Source organism: Ruegeria sp. AD2(2025) (assembly GCF_056542385.1).
The window spans coordinates 1-22,443 of the sequence record NZ_JBQFZS010000009.1 but is presented as its reverse complement, the minus strand read 5'-3'; the positions used below and the strand labels follow the sequence as shown (position 1 = coordinate 22,443).

The window sequence follows — 22,443 nt, the reverse complement described above, 5'->3', positions numbered from 1 at the left end:
CTTACCCCCCAACACTTTTGCGGATCATGAGAGCCAATTCGGCATCGTTGTCGATCATGACCTGTCGGAACAGGGTACCCATACTAACACCTGATCGAAACGCTTGCGGGATTGCGTCAAGAATATCCGCCAGCGCGCGTTCCACTTCGCTGCCCTCTGGTGCAGATATCTGAAACCTGATCGGGCCATGCTCACTTGAAGCTCTTCGAGCCGGGTTCCGGAGCTTGCGTTCGGGTACGGATTCTTTCGCCTCCTTCAGAGGCTCAGGGGTTTGCTCAACTGATGGTTTGCCATCCCGTCGCTTGCTCAAATCCGCAACGGTCGGAGCGATGTCAGACGCGGCGCCCGCCAACAGGTTATCGATGCTTTTAGGCCGCGACATGCTGCACCTCACTTTCCATAAGCGCGGTCAGCACATAATCGGCATTGTTCAATGCTTTTTTGCACCGCTCCGCCATGCGTCGCGCATTTGACCGTGCCGTTTGTGTTTCGGCTTGCGCCATCGCTTCCTCGGCAAAGCCCATCAACCGCCCGATCGTTGTTCCTGTCCGCAGCGCATCATCCATTGCAGCGGTGTCGGCAATCCCACCGGCGCATTGGAAATGCTTTTCCAGCGCCTGTTTGCCTTTCTGAATGCCCGCAGATTGTGCGACAGACTGGCGTGTGAACACGATCCGGAATTTCTCTTTCGGGTCCGTTTTGCTGCCAACCTGCTGCAACGCGGCTTCGCAGGATCTGTATGTCACCATGATCGGATTGTACTCTGCAGACGACCCGTCAGACGGGCAAAGCACCAGATCCGCCACTGCCATTGTCACCGCGGCGGTCATGCTTGGCTCCCCTTTGGTGTCGATGAGCAGATAGTCATAGCCACCAGCCTGTTCCGCCTCAAGGATATGGGCATAGGCTTGTTTGGCGTTCTCTGCATCGTCTTTGGAAAACTGCCCGGCCTCGATCAGAAGCTCATCCCTCGGGATCGGTTCAAGGCCGTTTTCAGGGTTCAACCACTTCGAGAGTGTTCCCTGCGAATCCAGATCAAGGATGCGCACCCGTTTTCCCTGGCGGTGCAAAGCGGAGGCAAAAGCGATGAGCATGGAAGACTTTCCAGCTCCGCCTTTGGAGTTTACAGCGGCATAGATTTTCAAGTTGGTCTCCGGATCTATGCCCGACCCCCACGCCGCTTTGCGGCGTGCCGGTTCCGGGCTCGCGATTTCAAACTATCGCGCGATCCCGCACCCGCGCTGATCCGGACGCTATTTCTTTTCCCGGCCTTTTGCAACGATTGCCATATGGAGGTCAGATGGAAATTGCTGACCAGCCACCAGCCACCAGCCACCAGCAACAAACAACTAGCAAAGGCAGGCTTGCAATGGTTGCGAGCGGTAGATCGGCTGCCGGGCAGCAGCGCTTGAAGATGGTCGACATGGCTTGCAATGATCGGTGCGCGAGCGCCGATCAGCAGAACCCGTCGACCGATCAGCAAAGGCCGGGAACGGTTGGTGTCCCGCGCAACATCGGGCCGATACGCTGCGTTTCCATTGCGAGATAATAGAGTTGTGCTACACACATACTCTGGACTTGCAGTCGGCTTTTTCTTCGCTCTAAAACAGATGGTACAAATGCGCGGTCTGCGGGGACCTCGCCCGATTTCTGATCGAGGAGAGCCGCCCCGATGCCGTCTGGAGCATCCAAGACCGTCACCACAACTGTGCGTTTTGAGCGCGATGAACTGGCGTCTCTGAAGGCCTATCGCAAAGCAATGCAGCTGCGCAGCCTCGGCGGTCTGATCCGTGTTGGGCTGCGTGTTGCGCTCAGACTTCCCAATCTTGAAGAAAAAAGATTGCTGCGCATCGATGAGCAGATCGTGCAACTGCGCGGCATGGCCAGCAATCTCAACCAGATGGCCAAAGCCGCCAATGCCGGAAGATTCCGCACCAACAAACGCACCGAAGATCTGATGGCCGAGATGAATGGGACAATCTCGGAACTGACCCATCTGCTCAACGAATATTGCGCCGCCGCGGATCGTCGGCCGATTGTGTGGGCCGTCAAAGCCGAGCAGGTGGCAGAACAGCGCCGGGCGCATCGCGTTTCGCCAAACACCAAAGCCCATCAAGGGACTGAGACGTGAGCACGCAGAGTGCGGCCTATGATCCGGCCTGGGAGCAGCTCTTCGGCGACTTTGAGCTGATCCCGAGCCTCAAGCCGCGTCCCGGTGATATGCGCACCCAGAACTGCCGACCGGGCAGGTCTGCGTCGCGCGCGCGGGCAGGATCTTCTTCGTTCGGAATGATCAACAACGCGCTTTTGACCCATCAGGCCGTGGTCAAGATCGTGCGGGGCGGTGGCGTCACCTCAGCAGGCCGTCTGGCTGGCCAGCTGGCCTATATCTCCCGCCATGGAAAGCTCACGACTGAGCGCGGGGAAACCGGAGAACGCATCGATGGCATGGACGGATTCAAGGCGGTTCAGAAGGACTGGGCCCGGGATTGGCAGGACATGGATGCGCGGACAACCAACTACACCTACCATGTGATTGTCTCTTATCCGAAGGAGACCGATCCTTATGCCGCCGAAGTGGCGGCCGAGAGTTTTGCGCATCGTCTGACCGGGGGCGAATATGGTGGCCGCTACAAATTCGTCATGGCCCATCATCGGGATACGGACTTCCCCCATACCCATTTGATCATCAACCGGGCCGCGCAGGATGGCAGAACACTGCATCTGAGCCGCTATGGTGTTACGGTCGACGATTTGCGGGACCTGCATGTCGAAACCGCGCGGGAGGTCGGCATCGTTCTGAATGCGACCAGCCGGTTCAGCCGCAATCTGGCACCGGAATATGAAAGCAGCGCGCGCATTCATGCGCGGCGTGAGGGTCGGAAGCTGGCTGAGAAGCCGGCGCGAGAAACGCGATCAGGCTTTCCGTATCACGGTCGGGGGCGGCAGGAACCCCTCGCCTCGGATGTGCTTCAAACCCTGAAAGATCAGCGCAACACCGAATATGCCGCCTTGGGCGAAACTCTTCGGTCGCATCAGGCCGGGGTGATGCAGGGCGTCTTTTCAATTCAAACCCCCGGGCGAGCCGAGACCCTGGGCACTTATGGAACGGCTGTTCTCGGCGCAGCCAAAACCCTGTTGCGGGACGGGGCTCTCAAAACAGAGGAAATCGACGTGAACCAACACATCTCAGACGGTCTGGATCCCGCAGCGGCATCCGGCGTGGAAGCCGAGCTCAAAAACATCGGCACCGACATCCGTGGCTTCATCAAAGGCATGTCCGACAAGGCGGATGTCATGGAGGATGAAGATAAACGCAGCCAGACAGAGGCGGCCATCTCCCGGGTTCTACGGGACTATGAGCCCTTGATGGACGAAGAAACCCGCAGCTACTTTGGCAAGCGTCTGGAGCGCGATGATGATCTTGAAGTTGGCCGCAATGACACCGATCCTTTCCGCCAACGCCGCGCTGCCGAGCGGGACACGGCTGATCCGACACAGACACAGCCTCTTGGTCATGATCGCACCATCCCGGGCGATCCGCGTGGCTTGGCCACAAAGGCGGCCTTGAGTGAGGCAGACAGGCAGGTCTCCGAACGCTTTGAGGCGATGGGCCTGAATGGGGACCTGGTCATGTCCCGCATTCGCAATGGGGCGGATGTGGATCGGGAAACTCGCGAGAAATGGTTCGATCGCGATGTGCAGACCCTCGCCAATGCCCATTCGCTTAGCGAAAAACAGGCGCGGGCGGATATGACAGCGGCTTACAAGGATGCGGCCGAGATCTACCGCGATGCCCGTGGTGAAATCCGGGAGGTCAACCGCGCCTTTGCAGAGGGCAGGGGGGATGAATACCTGTCCGATAAAGTCAGCGAAGGCATGCAGGCGGAGTTCAAGCGGTTGAAGACCCTTGGCCATAATGACGCGGACCTCGGCGGACAACTCGGCGAAATCGAAGCCCGCGTGTCTGACAAGGTATTGGGCTATGTTCCCGAGCGCTTGAAAGATGCGGTCTCGCCATTAGAGCGTTTGCAATCAGGGGAACGCCGGTCAGAGGACAGGTCCAGAACTCAGACGGAACACCCAAACCGATCCTCGCGCATCGATCTTGTGGAAGGTGTCCGCGGTGAAATCGTGGGCACCGGCTTAGCGCTCTATGACAAAGAGGACAAGGACAGCCTTTCCCCTTATGTGGACCTGAAGATGGAAACCCGCGACAAGCCCTACCGTGTCTGGGGTGTCGACCTACCCGATATGATGCAGCGCCAGAATCTGACGGTGGGGGACACCGCGACGCTCGCTCATGACGGCTTCAAGACCGTGTCCGTCAAAAAAATGGATCGGGAGACCGGTGAAGAAAAGACCGTTGAGGCCAAGCGTCGGGCCTGGAAGGCCAGCGACATTGAACGCGGTCCTCGCGAGGCAGAGCGGTCTCAGGACCGGGAGCAAGACCAGGCCACGGCAACGCGTGGGCTAGGCCCGGAACAGGCCGAGAAGGGGGAAAATGAACGCGCGGTTCGGGAAGAGGTCTCCGTTCAAACCGGTGTCACCGGCGTCATTGTGGATGCAAAAGAAGCATTGGCCCGGCCTAATGATCCGGACAGCCAGTCCTTCTACGTGGATGTGAAGCTCGACGGGCAGGATGCGCCGAAACGTCTCTGGGGTACGGCCCTACAGGATCAGATGGAGCGCAACAATCTCAGCATCGGAGACAAGGCCACCTTCAAAGAGGCTGGCAAGGAGGTGGTGACGCGGGATCGGCGCAATTCGGAAACCGACGAGATCGAGAAGGTCAATGTCACCCGCAAGGCCTGGGATGTGACCAACATCGACCGGCGCATCGACCGGGACCCGGACACTCAGGATCGCAGGCAGCGGGAACGTGAAGACCGCGCCAAGGGCGATCGGGGCATCAGCCGGTGAGCCGCCATCTTGAAGCCACACTGACCCGTGTGTTCGGAGAGCAATTGCTCTCCGATCCAAGCCTCTCTGAAATTGTGCTGAACCCCGACGGTCGGGTTTGGGTTGAGCGCAGCGGCGATCCCGCCATGCAGCCGCTGGATGAGCCTCTCAGCGAAGATGATGCGCAGGCGTTGGCGCAGGATCTCGCAGGCGACAATCCGATTTCAGCCAAAACACCCCTGGCCGGGTCCCAGTTTGAAATCGCCGGATCGCTTTGGCGCGCGCAGGTGGCCGTGAAGCCGGCGGTGGAAGAGGGCGTGGCCTTTGCCTTGCGGCGGGCCGTGGCCAAGGAAATGTCGCTGGATGATCTGATGGCCGGATTGCCAAAGCTGGAAGCCAACATGGCCGATTTGAAATCCGGCGTTGATCCGGCAGATGCCGCTGTGTTTGAAGCTTATGAAAATGGAGGGTTTGGTGATTTCCTGCGCGCTGCAGTGAAGGCCAAATGGAACATCCTTTTGTCGGGAGGCACATCGTCCGGCAAGACAACCTGGCTGCGGGCCTGTCTAGCGGAGGTCGATGCATCAGAGCGGATCATGACAATCGAGGATGTGTTGGAAATCCGGCCCGGACAACCCAATGCGGTCTCGCTTGTGGTGAACAAACACGCCACGAGCAGCGAGTTGCTCAAAGCCTGCCTGCGGTTCCGGCCGGAACGGATCATCATGGGGGAGCTGCGCGGGCCAGAAGCCTATGATTTCCTCTCGGCAATCAACTCCGGCCATCCGGGCGGGATTTCCACGCTACATGCGGCGTCACCGGAATCCGCGCTGTCACGGCTGGCCTTGATGGTGATGCAGGCGGATACCGGGCTGACCTATTCTGAGATCCTCGAATACTGCCGCTCGATGATCGACGTGATTGTGCAGTTTCGGAAGACAGGGGATCAGAGGCGGCCTGTTGCGGTGAGGGTGCTGACGGAGAGGGCATATCCATAGCGGAATTGAGCGCCACGTATTGGCACCGTCTGAAAAAGCCCGTACGTCAATTTTCTGAGCCAATTCTGGAGTTTTTCTAGCGCCCAAGAGCGCACTTATGCAAACTCTCCGCCTATGGCTCCAAGATTTGCGTGCGATCTCTCTGGGGCAAAGCCCCGGCCGATGGCCATCCCCTTCGATGCTATCCGCATCGACATGGAAGGGCGCGCGGCCCCTTCCAAGCCATCCCAGCCCAACGTCCGCCGTTGGATTGCGTCCGGAACACCAGCCCCAAAATCTCGACCGATGCCCCTCTATGGGGGCCGGTCTGCTCTTGTCTCTGCCGTTCCGGTGGGCGTCGATCTGGGGGGCTGTGGCCCCCGATCTCCACCGGGTTTGCCCAAGGCAAACCGCCAGTGAACTGTCCCCATATCCCGCCCCCCATAAGGCTGGGGATTTGGAGGCAGGTCACTGGCAAGTCCGCGCCTCAGTCGCCCTTTGGGCGGCTTCGTCGGGGCTGTCTTTTTCTCTCCGGCCCCAGCGTTGTGGGTCGCGGGCCGGAGAGAAAAAGACGGTTGGTCGCGGCAGCGATGGCCCCGGAACATACCGTTCCGAAGCCATCGACTTACGCCCAACAGGGAGAGGTGCAGCCCGTCCGACACCGAGGATGGTGGACAGGTTGCATCTCCCATTCTGCGCGAGCGCCCCGGCTCTTGTCACGCGCCAAGAGCCGGGCCACACGGGTGTGCCGGGAGATGCTTTGCGGTGGGAACGCCCACACCGGCGGTGCACGCGGGCACCGCAATGGTGTTTGTCATCTGCGAGAGAGGAGGGGGCATGGCCAGCTACCACCTCTCTGTGAAGACGATCAAACGCAGCGCCGGGCGCACCGCGACGGCGGCTGGGGCCTACCGTGCCGGGGAGCGCATCGAGTGTCAGCGGGAAGGCCGTGTCCACGATTACACCGCCAAGCGTGGCATCGAGGAAACTTTTATCCTGACCCCCAAGGATGCACCGTCCTGGGCGCAGGATCGGGCGGCGCTCTGGAACGCCGCCGAAGAGAGCGAGACCCGCCGCAACTCCGTCACCGCCCGCGAGTGGGAGCTGGCCCTGCCGTCCGAGATCAGCGCCGAGGACCGGTCGCAGATCACCCGCCAGTTTGCCGAGGAGTTGGTCAGCCGCTACGGCGTGGCTGTGGATGTGGCGATCCACGCGCCGCATCGTGAGGGCGATCAGCGCAATCACCATGCCCATGTTCTGACCTCCACCCGCAAGCTGGAACCGGAGGGGTTCACGGCCAAGACCCGCGTTCTCGATTCCGCGAAGACCGGCGGGACCGAGATCGAGCAGATGCGCGGGCTCTGGGCCGAGTTGCAGAACCGGGCGCTGGAACGTGCGGGCGAGGTGGAGCGTGTCGATCACCGGTCACTGGAGGCGCAGCGGGAGGATGCTCTGAGCCAGGGCGATGCGCTGAAGGCCGAGGAGCTGGACCGCGATCCGGAGGTGAAGCTGGGGCCAGCGGCCAATGCGATGGAACGGCGTGAGAGGGCTGCTGCCGAGCGTGATGGTCGCGACTATGAACCTGTCACCGAGCGGGGCAGGGCGGTTCATGCGGCCCGTCAGGTGCGGGCGCTTTTTGCCGAGATGCGGGAACGGCTGGAACTGGCACGGGACACCTACGGGGCCGAGCGGGAGGCCGGGCAGGGGCGTGTGTCGGCCGGTCTGGCGGCGCTCAGGGTTGCGGCCAGCAAGGATCGGTCTGCGGATCGCGGCGAGGGTGACATCCGGGATCGGCTGGCGCGGATCGTCGGGCGCGACGAACCGGAGGCCGGTGGGCAGAGTGTCGAAGAATCCTCGGATCTACAGCGCGTTAATGACCGCTTGCGCGAAACCCTGGGCCGGTCGGAAGAGGCGGGCGTGGGTCGGGATGATGACGCGGATAAGCCGTCGATCCGGGAGCGGCTGGAAGGCGTGTTGAACAAACCGCGCGAGACACTGGAGCGGGGTGGCGGGCATGACACCGAGCGGGATCGCGGCGACGAGAAGGAAAACGCACGCGAAATCGACCGAGAGATAGATCGTGATCCAGGCCTCAGTCATTGAATACGAAGGTCAGCTGAACTTGTTCATCATGGATTTGAGCGCAGTGGCTGAACTGTAGCCAACGCGAGCAGCGACCCGTGCCAAAGGCGTTCCGGATGCGATCATCTCGGAGGCCGCCTGATAACGGAGCCGTTGTCGCCACTGATCGAACGTTATGCCTGTTTCCTTCCGAAAAGCCCTTGTGAACGACCTTCTGCTCATCGCCAGCTCCGCCGCCCAGTCGTCTATTGTTCGTTGATCGGACGGCGCACTGATGATGGCTTTGGCAAGTGCCTTCAGTTTTGGTGATGTCGGGAACGGGAGTACCATTGCCGAGGGCCGCGTAGAACTGATCTCTGCAATGATGATTGCAGCAAGATGCCCAAAGATATTGCTCTCACTGTATTCCAGTGGCCCTCCCGAAAATCGATCAATGCTCGCGGACAACAAAGGCGACACTGGAATGACGCTGCATGTTTCTGAAAGCAGTCCAGGCAGGCTGCGTGTCTCGATGTAGGCGGATCGCAAAGCCACCGGGCCAAACATTTCAATCTCATGCCTGACCTCAGCGGGGATCAGAAGCCCGTAACCCGGCGGCACAATCCACGAGCCTTGTTCGGTCCAAGCGCGCATGGTCCCGGTTTGCGCATAGAGAAATTGTGCGCGCGGATGTGCGTGCAAGTCAGTGCGAGAGCCGGGTTGATAATCCTTCGACAGCATAACCACAGGGCGGTCGATCCCCTGAATGGTGTCCGCCAGTGATCTCCCGCGATTTGCCAGTGTCCGTATCCAATTTTGCGTTTGGCCTGATGGAGAGAAAATTGGCCCCATCCCGTAATCAGGTCAAGCTAGGTAGCAAAGATAAGAACGATTGAGGTGTTTTATGAGCTTTGACATCTGGATGACATATCTGGCGACGGTGCTTGCCTTCATGGTCACGCCCGGCCCCAGCCACCTTCTTATGTTGTCCAACAGCATGACTCACGGGTTTCGGTCATCGCTGGCGACCGCTGCGGGTGACTTGACCGCAAATGCTCTGCAAATGACTGCCGCCAGCCTGGGCCTCGCGGCCATCCTCATCGCCTCGCAAAATGCTTTGGCAATCGTGAAGTGGGCCGGGGTGGGGTATTTGATCTGGATGGGCGTGCGCATGTGGCGGAACGCAGATAGTGCAAAGACCTCACTCGGGGCAGCGGGCGGCGCGTCATGGAAAACACTCTGGGCGCAAGGATTTTTGACCTCTGCGGCCAATCCCAAAGCGGTGGTTTTCTTTGCCGCCCTGTTTCCTCAGTTCATCGACCCCAGCGGCCCGTTTGTCTTCCAAGCTCTTGTTCTTTCAGTAACCTATCTTCTAGTGGATGGGACGTTTTTGGCGAGCTACGGTATTGGTGCGAGCTGGATAACGAGAAAGCTGAAAGGACAGGCGACGGCTTTGGTGCATCGGATTGGCAGTGTGTTTTTGATCGGTGCCGCGGTTATGCTGAGTCTAAAGACGCTGCGGGATACGTGAAATTTTTATTGTGCTCTTGAGTTGAGCGGCCACAGGTTAAGTGATGCATGTGCCTCTTACACATGTGGCGACGTTTTCTTCCAGATCGACCCAAGTACAGCTGCAAAGACCACGAAACCACCGATCAGTGTTGTTGATGGTGGAATCTCTGACAGAACTATTAGAGCCAATAGAGGTGCAAGGGGTGTTTCAAGAGCACCAATGAGTGCGGTTTGGCTCGAAGGTACGCGTTTTGCGCCTTCGGCCAACGTCACTGAGGCTATGGCGAAGAGAAGCCCGAAGGCTGCGAGGATGGCGATTTCATTGGCATCCACAGTAAACGGAGAACCGAAAATGAGGGCAAATGGCAAGAGCAATACTGATTGCAAGACCGATGGCCCGGCGCTTGGTGTGTTTGGCCGCGCGCGGTAGATGACCATGATTGTCGCCATCACCATCGTCATGGCGAGGGCCAACAAGTCTCCTTGAAGGTTCAGACTTCCTACAGAGCCTCCGACGACGATGGCTACGCCGCAGAAAGCGGTAGCGGCACAAATCATGGTTCGACGCCCGACGCGCTCGCCCATGACGAACCAGGCCAAGAGGGCTGCAAGTATGGGAGCCACGGCATAAATCAGAGCAACATTTGCGATGGATGTCAGCTTGAAGGACGAGATGAATGCGACCTGTCCGGCGGCTCCGATTACGGCAACAGCCAGCCCGGCTGCACCCATGCCCAGAAACTCTTTCCTTAGTGAAGTCCGTGATGCAGCCCAGGCGGTTGTTGCCAATATCGCAAATACGCCTCGCCAGAAAATTACTGCCCAAGCTCCAGCAGCGACCCCCTTGGTGAACAACCCTGCTGTGCTGAAGGTCACAGCCGATGCGACAAGGAGAAACACGCCAACGGCGTATTCGGGTTTTGTGTTCAACGACGATAAGTTGCTTCGCGTCATGCCGTATTTTCTTTCGCACATGCGGTGTGTAAGACTTTTACTGCCCGCGTAACTTCCTAAAGATATTTAGAAATTAATGCCCGCGACAAAGGAATTGATTTCACGAAATGGATGAGATTTTCTAAGGTATATTATGCGACGAAGCCTTCCGCCTCTACGCTCCCTACAGGCATTTGAAGCCGCCGCCCGGCATCTGAGCTTTGCTCGGGCTGCTGACGAACTCGATGTTACGCCGGGTGCGATCAGCCATCAGATCAGGACTCTGGAGGATTGGCTCGGCATACCCCTTTTCCATCGTCTGACGCGGGCGCTCAGATTGACTGAGGCGGGTGTGATGGCGCTTCCACTTGTTAGCAGCGGGTTTGACAGTCTCGCGGGCGGAGTAGCCCTTATGAAAGAGGCACAGGATGACGACATGCTGACCATCAGTGTCAGCCCTGGTTTCGGCTCCCTTTGGCTGGTTCCGCGCCTTGACAGTTTTCGTCGGCAACACCCCGAGATTGAGCTACGGATTGATGGTACGGATCGGCTGGTGGACCTCGGCAAAGGCGACGTGGATTTGGCGATCCGGTACGGACCGGGTGGCTATAGTGGCGTGGAAAGCGACCGGCTTTTCGCAATGCGGGCAACGCCGGTATGCAGCCCGGAACTTCTGTCGCGCGGCCCGGCCATCAGTGAACCACAAGACCTGAAGCACCACACGCTGCTGCATGTCGAATGGAAAGAGGTTGAGGGCAGCTGGCGTACCTGGCTGTTGGCGGCTGGCGCGTGCGATGTCGATCCGTTTCAAGGTTTGCGGTTTACCAAGGAAGAAATGGCGGTTCGTGCGGCGCTCGATGGTGAAGGTATCGCTCTCGTCGGGGACAGGATGGCGGCCGACCATCTGGCATCCGGGCGTCTGGTTCGCCCGTTTGATGCCGCGCTCAGCACACCGCTGGTGTTTGCCTACTATCTTTTGCGTCCGGAAGGCCGCGCGGATACTCCGCAGGTCACGAAATTCCGAGCGTGGTTGCTGGCGCAGGCTCACAACGCAGAACGTGAAGTCGTTTCCGTTCGGACTTAAGTGCTTTGCCAATATCGGTCGTTATCGCCGGGGGCAAAAACCCCAGGCAAATCCTAGTACTCAAGAGCTTATGCAAAGAAGAGGGTAAGTCATATTTTGTGAGCGTCGTTTCTACACAAAACTGAAGCGGCCCGCTCGATCTGAGCGGGCCGTTCTTTGTTTAGCCCATGTGGTAGTAGTATATCGCCACGACGATAATTAGTCCGATGGACATGTCCTTCCTCCTTCAGAGTAGAATTTCACCGAGATGCTTCAGGATGTAGAGGATGCCGAGCATCATATGTCTCCTTGTTTAAGGGGGCCTGCCCGGGATTTCCGGACAGGCTTTGGGCGATTAGCGCGCAACAACGGGCGCGAGCAGGATCGCCGCAAAAAGGGCAAGCGCAAGCATGTCGATCTCCTTTCGTTGAGCTGAGGTTTCGGCTAGGTCGCCTTAAGCAAGCATGCCGCCGACAACGATGATGATGATGATGACCATGGTGTTCTCCATTGGTTGATCGGGGTGATTTCCGCAGGGAGGCATCGCCACCTGGCGGTCCGAAAAAGCGCCTTAGACAGTGACAAGCCACGGCCAAGGCGGGATCGGCAGAGGGTTCGGGAAGGGCCAGGGGCAGAGCAGTCTTGCGTAGGTCATGCGGGTGACTCCCATAGTTTGGTTGCGTTGTATCGAGCGGGTTCGTACCGCTGATGAGGCCAACCTATGAGTCAATAAACCCCTGTATAAGCTCACATTTTTTATAGCCCGTGGAGAGAAATCCGAGGCCGAGGAGAGAAAAATCTGGCGGTCGGAATGTCGGTTTTGCGAGTGTCGCTAAAAAGCCTCACCATCGGCGGCGAAATTTTTTCTCACCTTAGAATTCTACGGTTGTTTCTTAGGTTGACCGAACGTCGCGTTGCGAAGTCGGGCCACCTTCAGGGAATCCTTATGGGTGGTCAGGGGGGAGAAGGCCGATGAACAACTTTGAGGGTCTGACCAGATTCTTGAACTCTTGGGCAGAGTTTTACCGGGAAGCCATCCCGGCGAAGCTCGACGAGAAGTATGGGTCTGATGACGAAAAAAAGCTGAAGGCGATCATGTCGCCAAAGGAGCATTTTCGAGCAATCATGGAGGCTGGCACAGCGATCGCGTTTACTTCGATCGCCCAGGCGTGCGTTAACAACAAAAAGACCCCGGGCGAATTTAGAAGCGAGGAGCTGGTAAGGATAGACTACCAGGAAATGGATGAGTCTCTCTTTTCGTTGGTCAAGGGTGAAGCGGCGGCCTCTGAAAAGAGAAAGGTCCGTCAGCGTCTTCAGACCTCTCATATCACGACTGTGAAGACGCTTGAGTACTTTGACCTCCTCAGCATCGAAGTTCGCAACGATGAGCACAACGTTCCAAAGAACCACTACGTGATCACCGACAAGGGCCGCGCTGTCTTGTCAAAACTGATGGAAGGAGAATGACTATGAAGAAGAACCTTGTGTTGGCCATAGCAACGGCAGTTGCGGTCTTTGCAAGTGCAGAGATGTCTCCGGCTATCACGGCTGGGGCAGCTGGCAAACTGATTGGTGGGGACACGGTTCAGATGTAACCAACCCTACTGAAAAATTCTGCCGAGGCACCCCCTTCCTTGGCGTGAGGACCACTCTTGTTTTGGTAGTGGTCTTCTTTACGTAGTCGTCCGTTGAGATGCACTACAATGCCAAAAACGGTCCTTTCTGCCGGTGACAAAAACGCTTGAGTTTTGGCACATCCTGCGTGCGGAGAAGGTACTGAACTTAGCCTATCCTGACCATTCGACAGCGTGCAGCGAAAGACCGAAATCCAATTGAGTATTCTCGCCGATGCGGGTAGCATTGCGCATGGCCTTGCTCGGGCCTCCCCCCTCCACTGGGGCAGCATTTGACATGCGGAGCGACACGATTTCGAACCTATCCTGTTCGAGCACGCGCATAAGGAGGGATTGCGGAGACCGCTCGTAATTGGAGGTTCAAATGAAACTATCTTCACCAATCTACACGCTTAAGCGTCAAGCAAAACTGCTGGCACGCGACAATGACATCAAGCTCCACGAGGCACTCAGCCAGCTTGCCACCAAAGAGGGCTTTAGGGACTGGACGCGAAGCTGATCTACGAAACTATCTGCGTGCATCGGAGAGCCTCCAAGGAACGTCAAACATAAGTCTAAGCTGGAACTGGAGCCTCCACAAATCATGACAGCAGACATTGGCGCAGACGCTCCGAAATGGCGCTCCGTCCGCGTTTTGACCGACTGAAGGGCTGAGACAAAGGTCCGGTTCGCGGACGAAAGCAGCCGTTCCAATTCAACTCCGAAAACTCTACGTTTCTTGATAGTGTCAAATTTCTTAGGGCAACTTTTGGAATATGAGTGATTACTGTCTTTTTTGCCGAATTGCTGCCGGAGAAATCCCCACGCATGAGGTATTTCGGAATGACCGCATCTTAGCGTTTATGGATACTGGTCCAATTCGACCGGGTCATCTCCAGATCATTCCGACAGCTCATATCGAGTATTTTGAGAATATCCCGGAAGATATTGCGTGCGAAATCATGTTGCTGGGGCAAAAACTGGCGGTCGCACAGAAGAAAGTTTTTGGCGTGGAGCGAGTGGCATTTCAATACTCGGGTGGTGATGTCGCCCACGCTCATGCGCATCTGATACCGCTTGTCGAAAAACACGATGTCACCTCACGGCGCTACATCGAGCAAGAGGGAATAACCTTCAAACCAATGCCGAATCCGGGAAGCAACGAGCTCCGAACCGTGGCCAGACAGATTGCGGATGCTCTCGACCGATAAAGTAACCTTAGACTTCACACCGAGCAATAGCCACACGGTACATCGATGGCTTCTCGGCGGGACAAAGCTGACGTTGAGTTTTCAAAGCACACCCGTCAATATTCCACGATGATTTATGTTTTGGCCTACCCAGAATTCGACCCACCTTGCGCGGTCCGAGTTCGCGACTTCCGGGCAAAACATGAGCCCCGAAGAGCTAAGCTCGTTCCTCCACACCTCACATTGGTCTTCGGAGTGAAGAGCATACACCTACCGGTGGTCACTGAATTGGCCGAGGCTGTGTCGCGCCAAACCCAAGTCTTTCGCATCACCTTCGACGAACACGCCATCGAGTTTGACCCCTTTGAACAAAAACACAAAATCTTCCTGCTCTGCGGTGAAGGAAGCTGCAACGTGACGGCTATGCACAATCAACTCTACGACGGGGAGCACCGCGCCGAACTTAGCGCCGCACATCCATTTCGACCGCATATGACTGTCGCAACCTGTGATACGCGCGCGCAAATTGAGCGGGTCAACTTGTCTGATGCGGGCGCGCTGCCGCTTCGCGCAACACTGCGGGCTCTAGAGGTCGTGCAATTGTCGAACGGCGTGTTTTCAACGCTCAAGACGCTCCCGTTTCGTCGGTAGCCTTCGCCGCACGACCTACGAATGGCGGCAGTTGGACGCAAACCCCCTGCCAATACCTATGCTGCAAGAAGGGTCCTTTTTGCCGGTGATAGAAACGGTTGAGTTTTGGCATATCCTGTGGCGCGAAGAAGGTCCGCAACGAACCCACACCAACCGTTACTGTTGAGGTAATCGATAGACCTCAACTTCGCGTTCACAGGTTGGATCAATCGTTCGGCGGTCAAAGACCATGCCGAGCTTTTGCATGATGCGTGCTGATGCGCCGTTCTCGATCTGGTAAATGCTCACGATATCGGTGATACCCAGTTCGTTGACGCCGAATGAAAGAGCGGCGGCCGCCGCTTCGCTTGCGTAGCCTTTCCCCCAGCTCGGCTTTGAAAATCTCCAACCGATTTCGACGGAAGGAAACACTTCAGGTAAGAAGTCCGGCCAAGACAACCCTGTGAAGCCAACCAGGTCGCCGGTCTTCTTGGATTCGACCGCAAACAACCCGAAGCCCCGTTCGTTCCACTCTTTCTCAAAGGATGCGATGTATCGTGCCGCGTCGTCCGCCGTTCGCGTTTTCCCAGTTCCGATGTAGCGCATGACGTCCGGGTCTGCGCACATTGCCGCAAATGGTGCGTGATCACTAGGCTTCCACCCTCTTAGCAGTAGTCGCTCTGTGTTGATCGTGTGCTGTGTCATGCCGCGTTTTAAGCACATTAGCCAATGGCAGCAAAGTCCCGCGCGCTGGACATAAACTCCCTGCCAGAACCTATGCGTCAAAAACGGTCGATACTGGTGAAAAACACTGGAGTGTCGGAGCGTAAGATAGAGCGGTGGTTTTTGCGTAAGTAGCCTTTGGTTTCCCGGCCAAGCAGATGTTATGGGAAGCCATGAGACTTTGTGTTGTCACCGATATTCATGGCCTTCCCACTCCTGCTGAGTGCCTCACGTCAAGCCTGCAAAACTCGCCTGACGTGGTCAGGTTTGCATTGAATGATCTGTGCGGGCGGCCAGAGCTAACCGGAGAAGCTCTGCACCAGCACTTGTTTACGGAAGATGGTATCGGTGAGGTGGTGCGCACCCTCAGACATGAATTGGAAGATGACTTTTTCGGGTTGGGGTACAGCGCCGGGGGAACTGCAATCTGGCGTTCCGCGAAGGCGGGTTTGCAGTTTCGTGGAATCTTTTGTGTTTCATCCACCCGCCTCCGAGAAGAAAGCTCCATCTCAACGCCAAGCCATGTGTTCTTCGGATCGGAAGATAACAACCGACCTTCGGCGGAATGGCTTTCGACCGTTCCATTCCGGCAGACGGTGTTTCCACGAGCAGAGCATACCTATTACCTTCAGCCAGATTCTGACGCTTCAGGTGAAACGCGCATGATGATTGAAGACAATATGCAAAACATGAGCGAGATGGGCAAAGGTTGACCGGAAGACGACAGGGTTTCTTGCCTGGATCGGGCGTGCCTTATCTGATTCAATCTTCCTCAAGGGTAGGAGGATCGGGAGATGATGGGACGGCTGGAGGTACAGGAAAACCTGTTTTATCGGTTCCGGATCGAGGATCATGTCCCGTCGAACCACATGCTTCGCAAGATCGACTGGCTGCTGGATTTTGACGCGATCCGCGTGGAGCTGGCCGATCTCTACAGCCATACCGGCCGACCGTCGGTCGATCCGGAGCTGATGCTGCGCATATTGCTGATCGGTTATCTCTATGGCATCCGGTCCGAGCGCCGTCTGGTTGAAGAGGTTCACCTCAATCTGGCTTATCGATGGTTTTGCAAGCTCGGGCTGGAAGGCCGTGCGCCGGATCGTTCGACTTTCTCGAAGAACCGGCATGGCCGGTTTGCGAACGGGGAAATCCTGCGCCGCCTGTTCGAGAGCGTTGTCGAGAAATGCGTTGCGTTCGGATTTGTCGGCGGCACCGATGCCGCTGTTGATGGCAGCACCATCGAGGCGGATGCCTGCAAAGACCGCAAAGGGTCAACACATGAGGTCGAAAAGCTCTGGTCCCAGAAAGAGCAGGTTCACCGTCCGGTGGCCGAGTATCTGGCCAAACTGGCTGACGATGATCAAAAAGCGACGGGCGGCCCAAAGAAGAGACCGCCCAAATACATATCCGAGACTGATCCTGAAGCGGCCTGGTCTCTGAAAGATGGCCCGGGTCGCTTCAGCTATGAGACCAACTATCTGGTCGATACCGATCACGGCATCATCATGGATGTTGAGGCCACCCCCGCGCGGCTCAGCCAGGAAATCATTTCCGCAAAGGTGATGCTGGAACGCAGTGCGCGGCGGCATGACTTTCGACCGGATCGGATCGCAGCAGACGGATCATATGGCACCGGCACTTTCCTGGCGTGGCTGCTTAAACGCGAGATCACACCTCATGTCCCGGTGCTGGATCGCCAGCACCAGACCAAGGGTAAGTACGACATTGGCTATTTCCAGTATAATGCTGAGCGCGACAGCTACACCTGTCTTGAAGGTCACGAGATGCCAATGCGTCGGATCAAGGAGGGTGCGCGGGTCAAGAACTACTATGCAGGCAAAGAAACCTGCGGGGCCTGTCCGATCCGAAAGGCCTGTACGGACGCGCCGTTCCGAACCGTCACCCGACACATGGATGAAGATGCCCGTCAAACAGTCCGTGAACTGAAGCACACCTGGCAATATGAGCGCAGCCGAAAACGGCGCAAAAAAGTCGAGATGTTGTTCGCCCATCTGAAACGGCATCTCGGCCTCAAGCGCCTCCGGCTCCGAGGACTGAAAGGAGCCAACGAAGAATTCCTTCTCGCCGCCACCGCCCAGAACCTAAAACGTATGGCCAAAATGGTTCCGAACTGAGGGCAGGAACGGCACCAACCACCGACAGTTAAAAACACTGCTTTTGCCCGCAATGACAGCGGGTTGGGAGAGTACGATCATCGCAAACACAAGATGTAGTAAGCAGGGTTTTTTACCAATATCGGTCGTTTTTGCCGCCTCGCCTTGCCCCACGACAGTGTGACCTTTGCCGCTATCTGGCGTAGTTCTTTCGCCGCTATGTGGCACCTATGACGAGGGTGGATCGTGCGGCTTCTACCACGTCGTCGGTGACCAGAGACAATTCGTTGATCTTCAAGATTCGTTCGATCTGAACAAACAACCGATGCAGGAGGCGGAAGTTGCCGCCGGTGATCCGAGCGATGGATGCAATGGCCTGATGGTCTGTGAAGTCGGCATCGTCCAGTTGCAGTCCCAGTTTGCGCCAGTGGCGGGTGAGAACGAATGTCAGCTCGTCACCTTTCAGCGTGCGGTAATGATGCGCAAAGCCGATGCGGCTGTAGAATTGGGGATAGCGCTCCAGTTTTCGTTCAAGACCGGGCATGCCGATGAGGATGATGCTGATGCCCATTCGGTCGAAGATATCGCGTACATGTTCGAGGCCTTGGGCCGATAAACGCTCTGCCTCGTCAATGATCAGAAGGTTGATCAGGTCCAAACGTCTGCCGTCGGGGAAAATCTTTTCTGGATGTTGTGCAAGCTCGATACACCCTTCGACTCGAGTCATCAGGGTTCCCAGATCATCGCGGGTTTGACGGGCAGGTTCACTGACAGTTGGCGTGTAGAAGGCTGTGCGCGATCTCGCGAGGGCTTTGTAGGCGATCATGTCTGACGGATCGCGCGGCCCCCAGGTGTCTATCAACGGTCCCGCCTTGTCCCATCGCGCGCAGCGCTGCGCCGAGACGGTTTTGCCGACACCAGCGGGGCCAAAGCAAATGCCGATATAGCGATGCTTTTTAACGGCGCTGACGAACTCCATGAACCGGCGATGCTCTTTCGTGGCCATGAACGTGCCATTGCGGTGCCCTGCCATCATCAATCGTCCGTCTCGTAAGTTCTAAGCTTTGTTTTGCGTGCTGGGGCAGGTTTTGCCGAAGGCTGCTGGCGTTTCTTTCCATCGGGTAGAAACTCAGCTGCCGTCCCGATCCGTTCATTGATTTGGCCGCGTAGCGCGCGCCTATGGGCTGATCTAGCCGTCTGAATGTCCTTGAGCGTCACAGTTTCATGCGCATGTTCGGGGCTGATTGCCCGGCACAGGAAACGGTTCTTGTGGAAAACACGGAGTTCCGAGAGATCGCGCGGATCATAACGGATGGTTACGGCCTCACCGACATAGGGGGCCAGTATTGGGCTCATGAAGCGCAATCCCTGAAAGTGGACGCCATCGCGGCGCACGGTGCGGGGTTTGGCAACCATGACCAGCAGCAGATCGAGGTCTTCAAGGCTCTCTGGCATCTGCGGCAACCAGCCTTTGCCGCACCAGCACGATATAGGTGTCGTACCAGTCTCACTGTGGATGCGCGCATTGTAGGTGTTGATGATCCACGCGCCAATCGCGGCGTCCAGTTCTGTCAGTGAGAGCTTTGGCGGATCGCAGGTTTGCCGTGTGCAAGACAACCGGGCAGGTCTGACAGTACCTCAGTGTTCACCGTCCCGAAGAACCGTTCGATCTTTCCGCGCCCCTGTGGCCGCGCGACGGCAGAGTAGATGATCTGAAAGCGCAAGGCTGCCGCCGCCTGATCAAGGTGTTCCGATGTGAAGTCACTCCCGTGATCAACATAGAGCACATCCGGAATGCCGCAGACCGGCCAATTCGGGTTCTGCTTACGCCAGATTGCCTGCCGGAGCGCGAGGGATGTTTGCAAGGCAGATGGCGCACCCAGAAACACCAGATATCCGGCAATGACGCGGGAATAGTCGTCCATGATCACGGTCAGCCACGGGCGCACCGCCGCTCCATTCGCATCAAGGATCATGATATCGAGCATCGTATGATCGGCCTGCCAAAGTGCATTGGGGCCCGTGGCCCGGTGCCGGTAGACCAGTTCATAGCGATCACGGTAGGCAGCGGCCCCATCCTGCGCCAGTGCGACCATGGCTGGATCAAGAACCCGGATAATGTCGTAGACGGTTCGGTAACTCGGGACGCACCAGTCCTGGGCCTTTGCCGCCGCCGTGATACGCCGGTGGATTGCTGCGCTGGATAGGCGGGGTTTGTGCAATGCCAGCCCTTCGATCAGACGTACCAGCTCGTGCGGCAGCTTGCGGGTTTTTGCGTCAGACCGCACCCGCCGTTCCAAACCTTCCAACCCGAACGCTTGGTAGCGAGACAACCAGCGTTGTGCCGTCCGGATCGGAACATCTGCTGCCCGTGCCGCAGCGGTCAGAGCAACACCATCTTCGATGTGAGGTCTAAGAACTGCAAAGCGGCGCATGGCTTCTTCCATTGCATCCTCCATTCCACTGTCCGTAAGGGGGCCGGTCAGCGGACAGCGCAGCACACACCAGTCGCTCCTAAATTCCTTACGGAAAACGATTCTCATTTGATTGGTACGGTGATATTATCATTGAAGGGGTGCCATGCGTTACAGTCCATGCCGCCCGAACCAGAACTAGGCCATTTCCGGCTCAACAGGCAGGATCATGACAGAAACCCGCATCGGATACGCCCGCTGTTCCACCGACAAACAGGACCTCGCAACACAACGGGCGGCGCTACTTAACCTCGGGGTTTCGGAGGATCGCATCTACACAGACCACGGCCTGACCGGTACCAAACGAGAGAGGCCAGGATTGGCACAGGCTCTGGCGGCCGTGCGAGAGGGCGACATATTCGTCGTGTCGAAACTTGATCGGCTCGCCCGTTCTGTTCCGGATGCTCGCGCCATAGCAGATGAACTGGAAAGCCGGGGCGTCAAGCTGGCCTTGGGTGGTAGCGTTTACGATCCAGCCGACCCGATGGGGAAGATGTTCTTCAACATTCTGGCCACCTTCGCTGAATTTGAGGCAGACCTTATCCGGATGCGCACCCGTGAAGGCATGGCCATTGCCCGCGCCAAGGGAAAGCTGAAGGGCAAGAAACCCAAACTGTCTGATCGCCGTCAGACCGAGTTGCGCCGCATGTACGACACTGGCGACTATTCGATCAGTGATCTGGCGGAAGTGTTCGATGTTTCGCGACCAACTGTCTATCGAGTCTTGCAGCGAACAGCCGCAAGTTCTGTAGATGTCAGGTGATGTGGAGAATAGGTATTCCAGCCTAAACAGGAGCGATCAATGACGTGGCACTTACACTGGCTCGAAGCTGAAGGCAGTTTGTCCACATGGAAGGATGAAGTATCCGAGCAGCTATGCGCCGCCGAAGAAGCTGTTCAGTCTGTTGTTCAGGCTCAGGCAATCGATGTACTCATCGCCCATCGTCGGGAAGGCCCTGTGATCCCCGAACTCGGGCTGTGCGGCTTTGCCTATTCACATTCTATGTTCCTTATTGCCTGCAACCCGGAGAACCCGCACTTTGCAAGTAGCGTCTCGAACGGTGCATTGAAGCGGCAAGCGGTACATGAAGTGCATCATTGCCTGCGAAGAACTGGGCCGGGTTATGGCTCCACCCTCGCGGAAGCAATCATCAGCGAAGGGCTTGCAGGGCGATTTGTGGAGCATGTACTTGGCACGCCACCTGAACTATGGGAAGCGGCTGTCGATCTGAAAGAACTTCCCGATTATTTCCCTGATGAGAAAATACTTTGGTCCCAAAAATATGATCACCCGGAGTGGTTCTTTGGCACAAAAGAATTGCCCCGCTGGCTGGGTTACACAATGGGGTATCACATTGTTGGTCAGTGGCTTCACAAGAGAGGTCCGAAAGATAAAGCAGGCTGGATCAGCACGTCGGCCGAACAGATTCTAGCTGTTACAGGTATCCTAGGTAATAAGCGAAACTGAACACCTCGCCGCCAAATATTGCAGAAAATATCGCGCCAAATAACGATGAAGGTCACACGACAGATCAATCGCATAAACCGGTCAAAAACCCCCGGCGAAACTCAAGCAGTTTTGGCAGGTTTGTGCCGGAAGTTTCTACTGTTGGACGGGCGTGGTCTCTAGGGTGAAGATAACCCATGATCGATCAGAAAGTTCCCTCGAGGCGACTCCAATAAAGAGGCAATGCTCCATGACAAACTCAAAGACCATTGACAGTAATGCGCTTAGTGTTTCTGGCGGCTGCCAATGTGGGGCAGTTCGATTTTCCATCGGACGTCTTGGCAAGGCATCAATCTGTCATTGCAGGATGTGTCAAAAAGCGTTTGGCGGCCTCTTTGCGCCTTTGGTTGAAGCATATGATATTGTTTGGACACGAGGCGAACGGTCCATATTTCGGAGTTCCAAGACAAACTGGCGAGGATTTTGCAGTAACTGCGGAACACCTCTCACATATGAGTTTGATGGCGGAATTGAGATTGCAATCGGAACTCTTGACGATCCGGACCTTGCTCAACCCGAAGTTCAGGTGAATGCCCGCTACCGCAGGCAGTGTTTCGAGGGGCTTCATGGCCTCCCCGAAAAATCATTGGAGTTGCAAGAGGCAGATGAATCCTGGAATGAAACCGTGGTGTCGAACCAGCATCCTGATCACGACACCTAGCGGTTCCTACCTTCACGTAGGTGTCTACGTGAAAGGAACAAACGGAACACGCTGTCTATGCTCGGCCAATGAAACCAGCTCAT

Annotated in this window: 25 protein-coding genes; 17 read left to right on the top strand and 8 right to left on the bottom strand. The window is 56.9% G+C overall.

Annotated features, from left to right (window positions below):
* Position 1 precedes the first annotated feature (1 nt).
* Positions 2–382: a hypothetical protein gene (locus tag ACR1XV_RS16415; protein ID WP_480533263.1), complete on the bottom strand. Its 381-nt coding sequence runs from the start codon at positions 380–382 to the stop codon at positions 2–4.
* On the bottom strand, positions 369–1,145 hold the full coding sequence (locus ACR1XV_RS16410) for a ParA family protein (RefSeq protein ID WP_480533261.1): 777 nt from the start codon (positions 1,143–1,145) through the stop codon (positions 369–371). Before ACR1XV_RS16410 ends, ACR1XV_RS16415 begins: the two co-directional genes overlap by 14 nt.
* 155 nt (positions 1,146–1,300) lie before the next feature.
* Between ACR1XV_RS16410 and ACR1XV_RS16405 the strand changes: the two genes are divergently transcribed.
* The 5 genes from ACR1XV_RS16405 (at position 1,301) to mobQ (ending at position 7,982) form a co-directional block, all read left to right on the top strand.
* Positions 1,301–1,549, top strand: coding sequence for a hypothetical protein (locus ACR1XV_RS16405; protein WP_480533258.1), 249 nt, complete (start codon positions 1,301–1,303; stop codon positions 1,547–1,549).
* Between the two features lie 123 nt (positions 1,550–1,672).
* Entirely contained in the window at positions 1,673–2,131 is a 459-nt protein-coding gene (gene mobC / locus ACR1XV_RS16400) for a plasmid mobilization relaxosome protein MobC (protein ID WP_480533256.1), read from the top strand.
* The gene (locus ACR1XV_RS16395) at positions 2,128–4,923 is read left to right on the top strand and encodes a relaxase/mobilization nuclease domain-containing protein (protein WP_480533254.1); all 2,796 of its coding nucleotides are present in this window, start codon (positions 2,128–2,130) and stop codon (positions 4,921–4,923) included. Before mobC ends, ACR1XV_RS16395 begins: the two co-directional genes overlap by 4 nt.
* Entirely contained in the window at positions 4,920–5,900 is a 981-nt protein-coding gene (locus tag ACR1XV_RS16390; protein WP_480533252.1) for an ATPase, T2SS/T4P/T4SS family, read from the top strand. Before ACR1XV_RS16395 ends, ACR1XV_RS16390 begins: the two co-directional genes overlap by 4 nt.
* Before the next feature lie 816 nt (positions 5,901–6,716).
* Positions 6,717–7,982 carry a MobQ family relaxase gene (mobQ, locus tag ACR1XV_RS16385; RefSeq protein ID WP_480533250.1) on the top strand — a complete coding sequence of 422 codons (1,266 nt, stop codon included), beginning with the start codon at positions 6,717–6,719 and terminating at the stop codon, positions 7,980–7,982.
* Between the two features lie 9 nt (positions 7,983–7,991).
* Here mobQ and ACR1XV_RS16380 read toward each other — a convergent pair whose 3' ends face one another.
* Entirely contained in the window at positions 7,992–8,681 is a 690-nt protein-coding gene (locus tag ACR1XV_RS16380) for an AraC family ligand binding domain-containing protein (protein WP_480533248.1), read from the bottom strand.
* Positions 8,682–8,844: 163 nt separating this feature from the next.
* Here ACR1XV_RS16380 and ACR1XV_RS16375 point away from each other — a divergent pair, with 163 nt between their 5' ends.
* The gene (locus ACR1XV_RS16375; RefSeq protein WP_480533246.1) at positions 8,845–9,471 is read left to right on the top strand and encodes a LysE family translocator; all 627 of its coding nucleotides are present in this window, start codon (positions 8,845–8,847) and stop codon (positions 9,469–9,471) included.
* A gap of 56 nt (positions 9,472–9,527) precedes the next feature.
* Here the strand turns inward: ACR1XV_RS16375 and ACR1XV_RS16370 are convergent, their stop codons facing one another.
* Positions 9,528–10,406, bottom strand: coding sequence for a DMT family transporter (locus ACR1XV_RS16370; protein ID WP_480533244.1), 879 nt, complete (start codon positions 10,404–10,406; stop codon positions 9,528–9,530).
* Between the two features lie 133 nt (positions 10,407–10,539).
* Here ACR1XV_RS16370 and gcvA point away from each other — a divergent pair, with 133 nt between their 5' ends.
* From gcvA to ACR1XV_RS16340, 6 genes are all read left to right on the top strand, one after another.
* Positions 10,540–11,469 (top strand): transcriptional regulator GcvA, encoded by a 930-nt coding sequence (gcvA, locus tag ACR1XV_RS16365; RefSeq protein ID WP_480533242.1) that lies wholly within the window; start codon positions 10,540–10,542, stop codon positions 11,467–11,469.
* 951 nt (positions 11,470–12,420) lie between these two features.
* Positions 12,421–12,915: a hypothetical protein gene (locus ACR1XV_RS16360; protein ID WP_480533240.1), complete on the top strand. Its 495-nt coding sequence runs from the start codon at positions 12,421–12,423 to the stop codon at positions 12,913–12,915.
* A 2-nt stretch (positions 12,916–12,917) separates the two neighbouring features.
* On the top strand, positions 12,918–13,043 hold the full coding sequence (locus ACR1XV_RS16355; protein WP_480533238.1) for a hypothetical protein: 126 nt from the start codon (positions 12,918–12,920) through the stop codon (positions 13,041–13,043).
* A 403-nt stretch (positions 13,044–13,446) separates the two neighbouring features.
* Positions 13,447–13,581: a hypothetical protein gene (locus ACR1XV_RS16350; protein ID WP_480533236.1), complete on the top strand. Its 135-nt coding sequence runs from the start codon at positions 13,447–13,449 to the stop codon at positions 13,579–13,581.
* Positions 13,582–13,837: 256 nt separating this feature from the next.
* Positions 13,838–14,272 carry an HIT family protein gene (locus ACR1XV_RS16345; RefSeq protein ID WP_480533234.1) on the top strand — a complete coding sequence of 145 codons (435 nt, stop codon included), beginning with the start codon at positions 13,838–13,840 and terminating at the stop codon, positions 14,270–14,272.
* 45 nt (positions 14,273–14,317) lie between these two features.
* A complete protein-coding gene (locus ACR1XV_RS16340) occupies positions 14,318–14,902 on the top strand; it encodes a 2'-5' RNA ligase family protein (RefSeq protein ID WP_480533232.1) in 585 nt (194 codons plus the stop codon).
* Between the two features lie 156 nt (positions 14,903–15,058).
* Here ACR1XV_RS16340 and ACR1XV_RS16335 read toward each other — a convergent pair whose 3' ends face one another.
* Entirely contained in the window at positions 15,059–15,586 is a 528-nt protein-coding gene (locus ACR1XV_RS16335; protein ID WP_480533230.1) for a GNAT family N-acetyltransferase, read from the bottom strand.
* A 176-nt stretch (positions 15,587–15,762) separates the two neighbouring features.
* On the opposite strand from ACR1XV_RS16335, the gene ACR1XV_RS16330 reads away from it, so the two are divergent.
* Both ACR1XV_RS16330 and ACR1XV_RS16325 read left to right on the top strand, forming a co-directional pair.
* Positions 15,763–16,317 (top strand): hypothetical protein, encoded by a 555-nt coding sequence (locus tag ACR1XV_RS16330; RefSeq protein WP_480533228.1) that lies wholly within the window; start codon positions 15,763–15,765, stop codon positions 16,315–16,317.
* An 81-nt stretch (positions 16,318–16,398) separates the two neighbouring features.
* Complete coding sequence (locus ACR1XV_RS16325; protein ID WP_480533226.1) at positions 16,399–17,739, top strand: IS1182 family transposase; 1,341 nt, start codon at positions 16,399–16,401, stop codon at positions 17,737–17,739.
* A gap of 196 nt (positions 17,740–17,935) precedes the next feature.
* On the opposite strand, the gene ACR1XV_RS16320 is transcribed toward ACR1XV_RS16325, so the two are convergent.
* The 3 genes from ACR1XV_RS16320 to ACR1XV_RS16310 form a co-directional block, all read right to left on the bottom strand.
* The gene (locus tag ACR1XV_RS16320) at positions 17,936–18,754 is read right to left on the bottom strand and encodes an AAA family ATPase (protein ID WP_480533224.1); all 819 of its coding nucleotides are present in this window, start codon (positions 18,752–18,754) and stop codon (positions 17,936–17,938) included.
* Positions 18,754–19,173, bottom strand: a complete 420-nt coding sequence (locus ACR1XV_RS16315) for a Mu transposase C-terminal domain-containing protein (protein ID WP_480533222.1) — start codon at positions 19,171–19,173, stop codon at positions 18,754–18,756. The genes ACR1XV_RS16320 and ACR1XV_RS16315 overlap by 1 nt, the downstream gene beginning before the upstream one ends.
* Positions 19,174–19,289: 116 nt before the next feature.
* Entirely contained in the window at positions 19,290–20,177 is an 888-nt protein-coding gene (locus tag ACR1XV_RS16310) for a helix-turn-helix domain-containing protein (protein WP_480533220.1), read from the bottom strand.
* 184 nt (positions 20,178–20,361) lie between these two features.
* On the opposite strand from ACR1XV_RS16310, the gene ACR1XV_RS16305 reads away from it, so the two are divergent.
* The 3 genes from ACR1XV_RS16305 (at position 20,362) to ACR1XV_RS16295 (ending at position 22,360) form a co-directional block, all read left to right on the top strand.
* Positions 20,362–20,955, top strand: a complete 594-nt coding sequence (locus ACR1XV_RS16305) for a recombinase family protein (RefSeq protein WP_480533218.1) — start codon at positions 20,362–20,364, stop codon at positions 20,953–20,955.
* A gap of 39 nt (positions 20,956–20,994) precedes the next feature.
* Positions 20,995–21,660, top strand: coding sequence for a DUF2268 domain-containing putative Zn-dependent protease (locus tag ACR1XV_RS16300; RefSeq protein WP_480533216.1), 666 nt, complete (start codon positions 20,995–20,997; stop codon positions 21,658–21,660).
* A gap of 229 nt (positions 21,661–21,889) precedes the next feature.
* On the top strand, positions 21,890–22,360 hold the full coding sequence (locus ACR1XV_RS16295; RefSeq protein WP_480533214.1) for a GFA family protein: 471 nt from the start codon (positions 21,890–21,892) through the stop codon (positions 22,358–22,360).
* Positions 22,361–22,443: the final 83 nt, after the last annotated feature.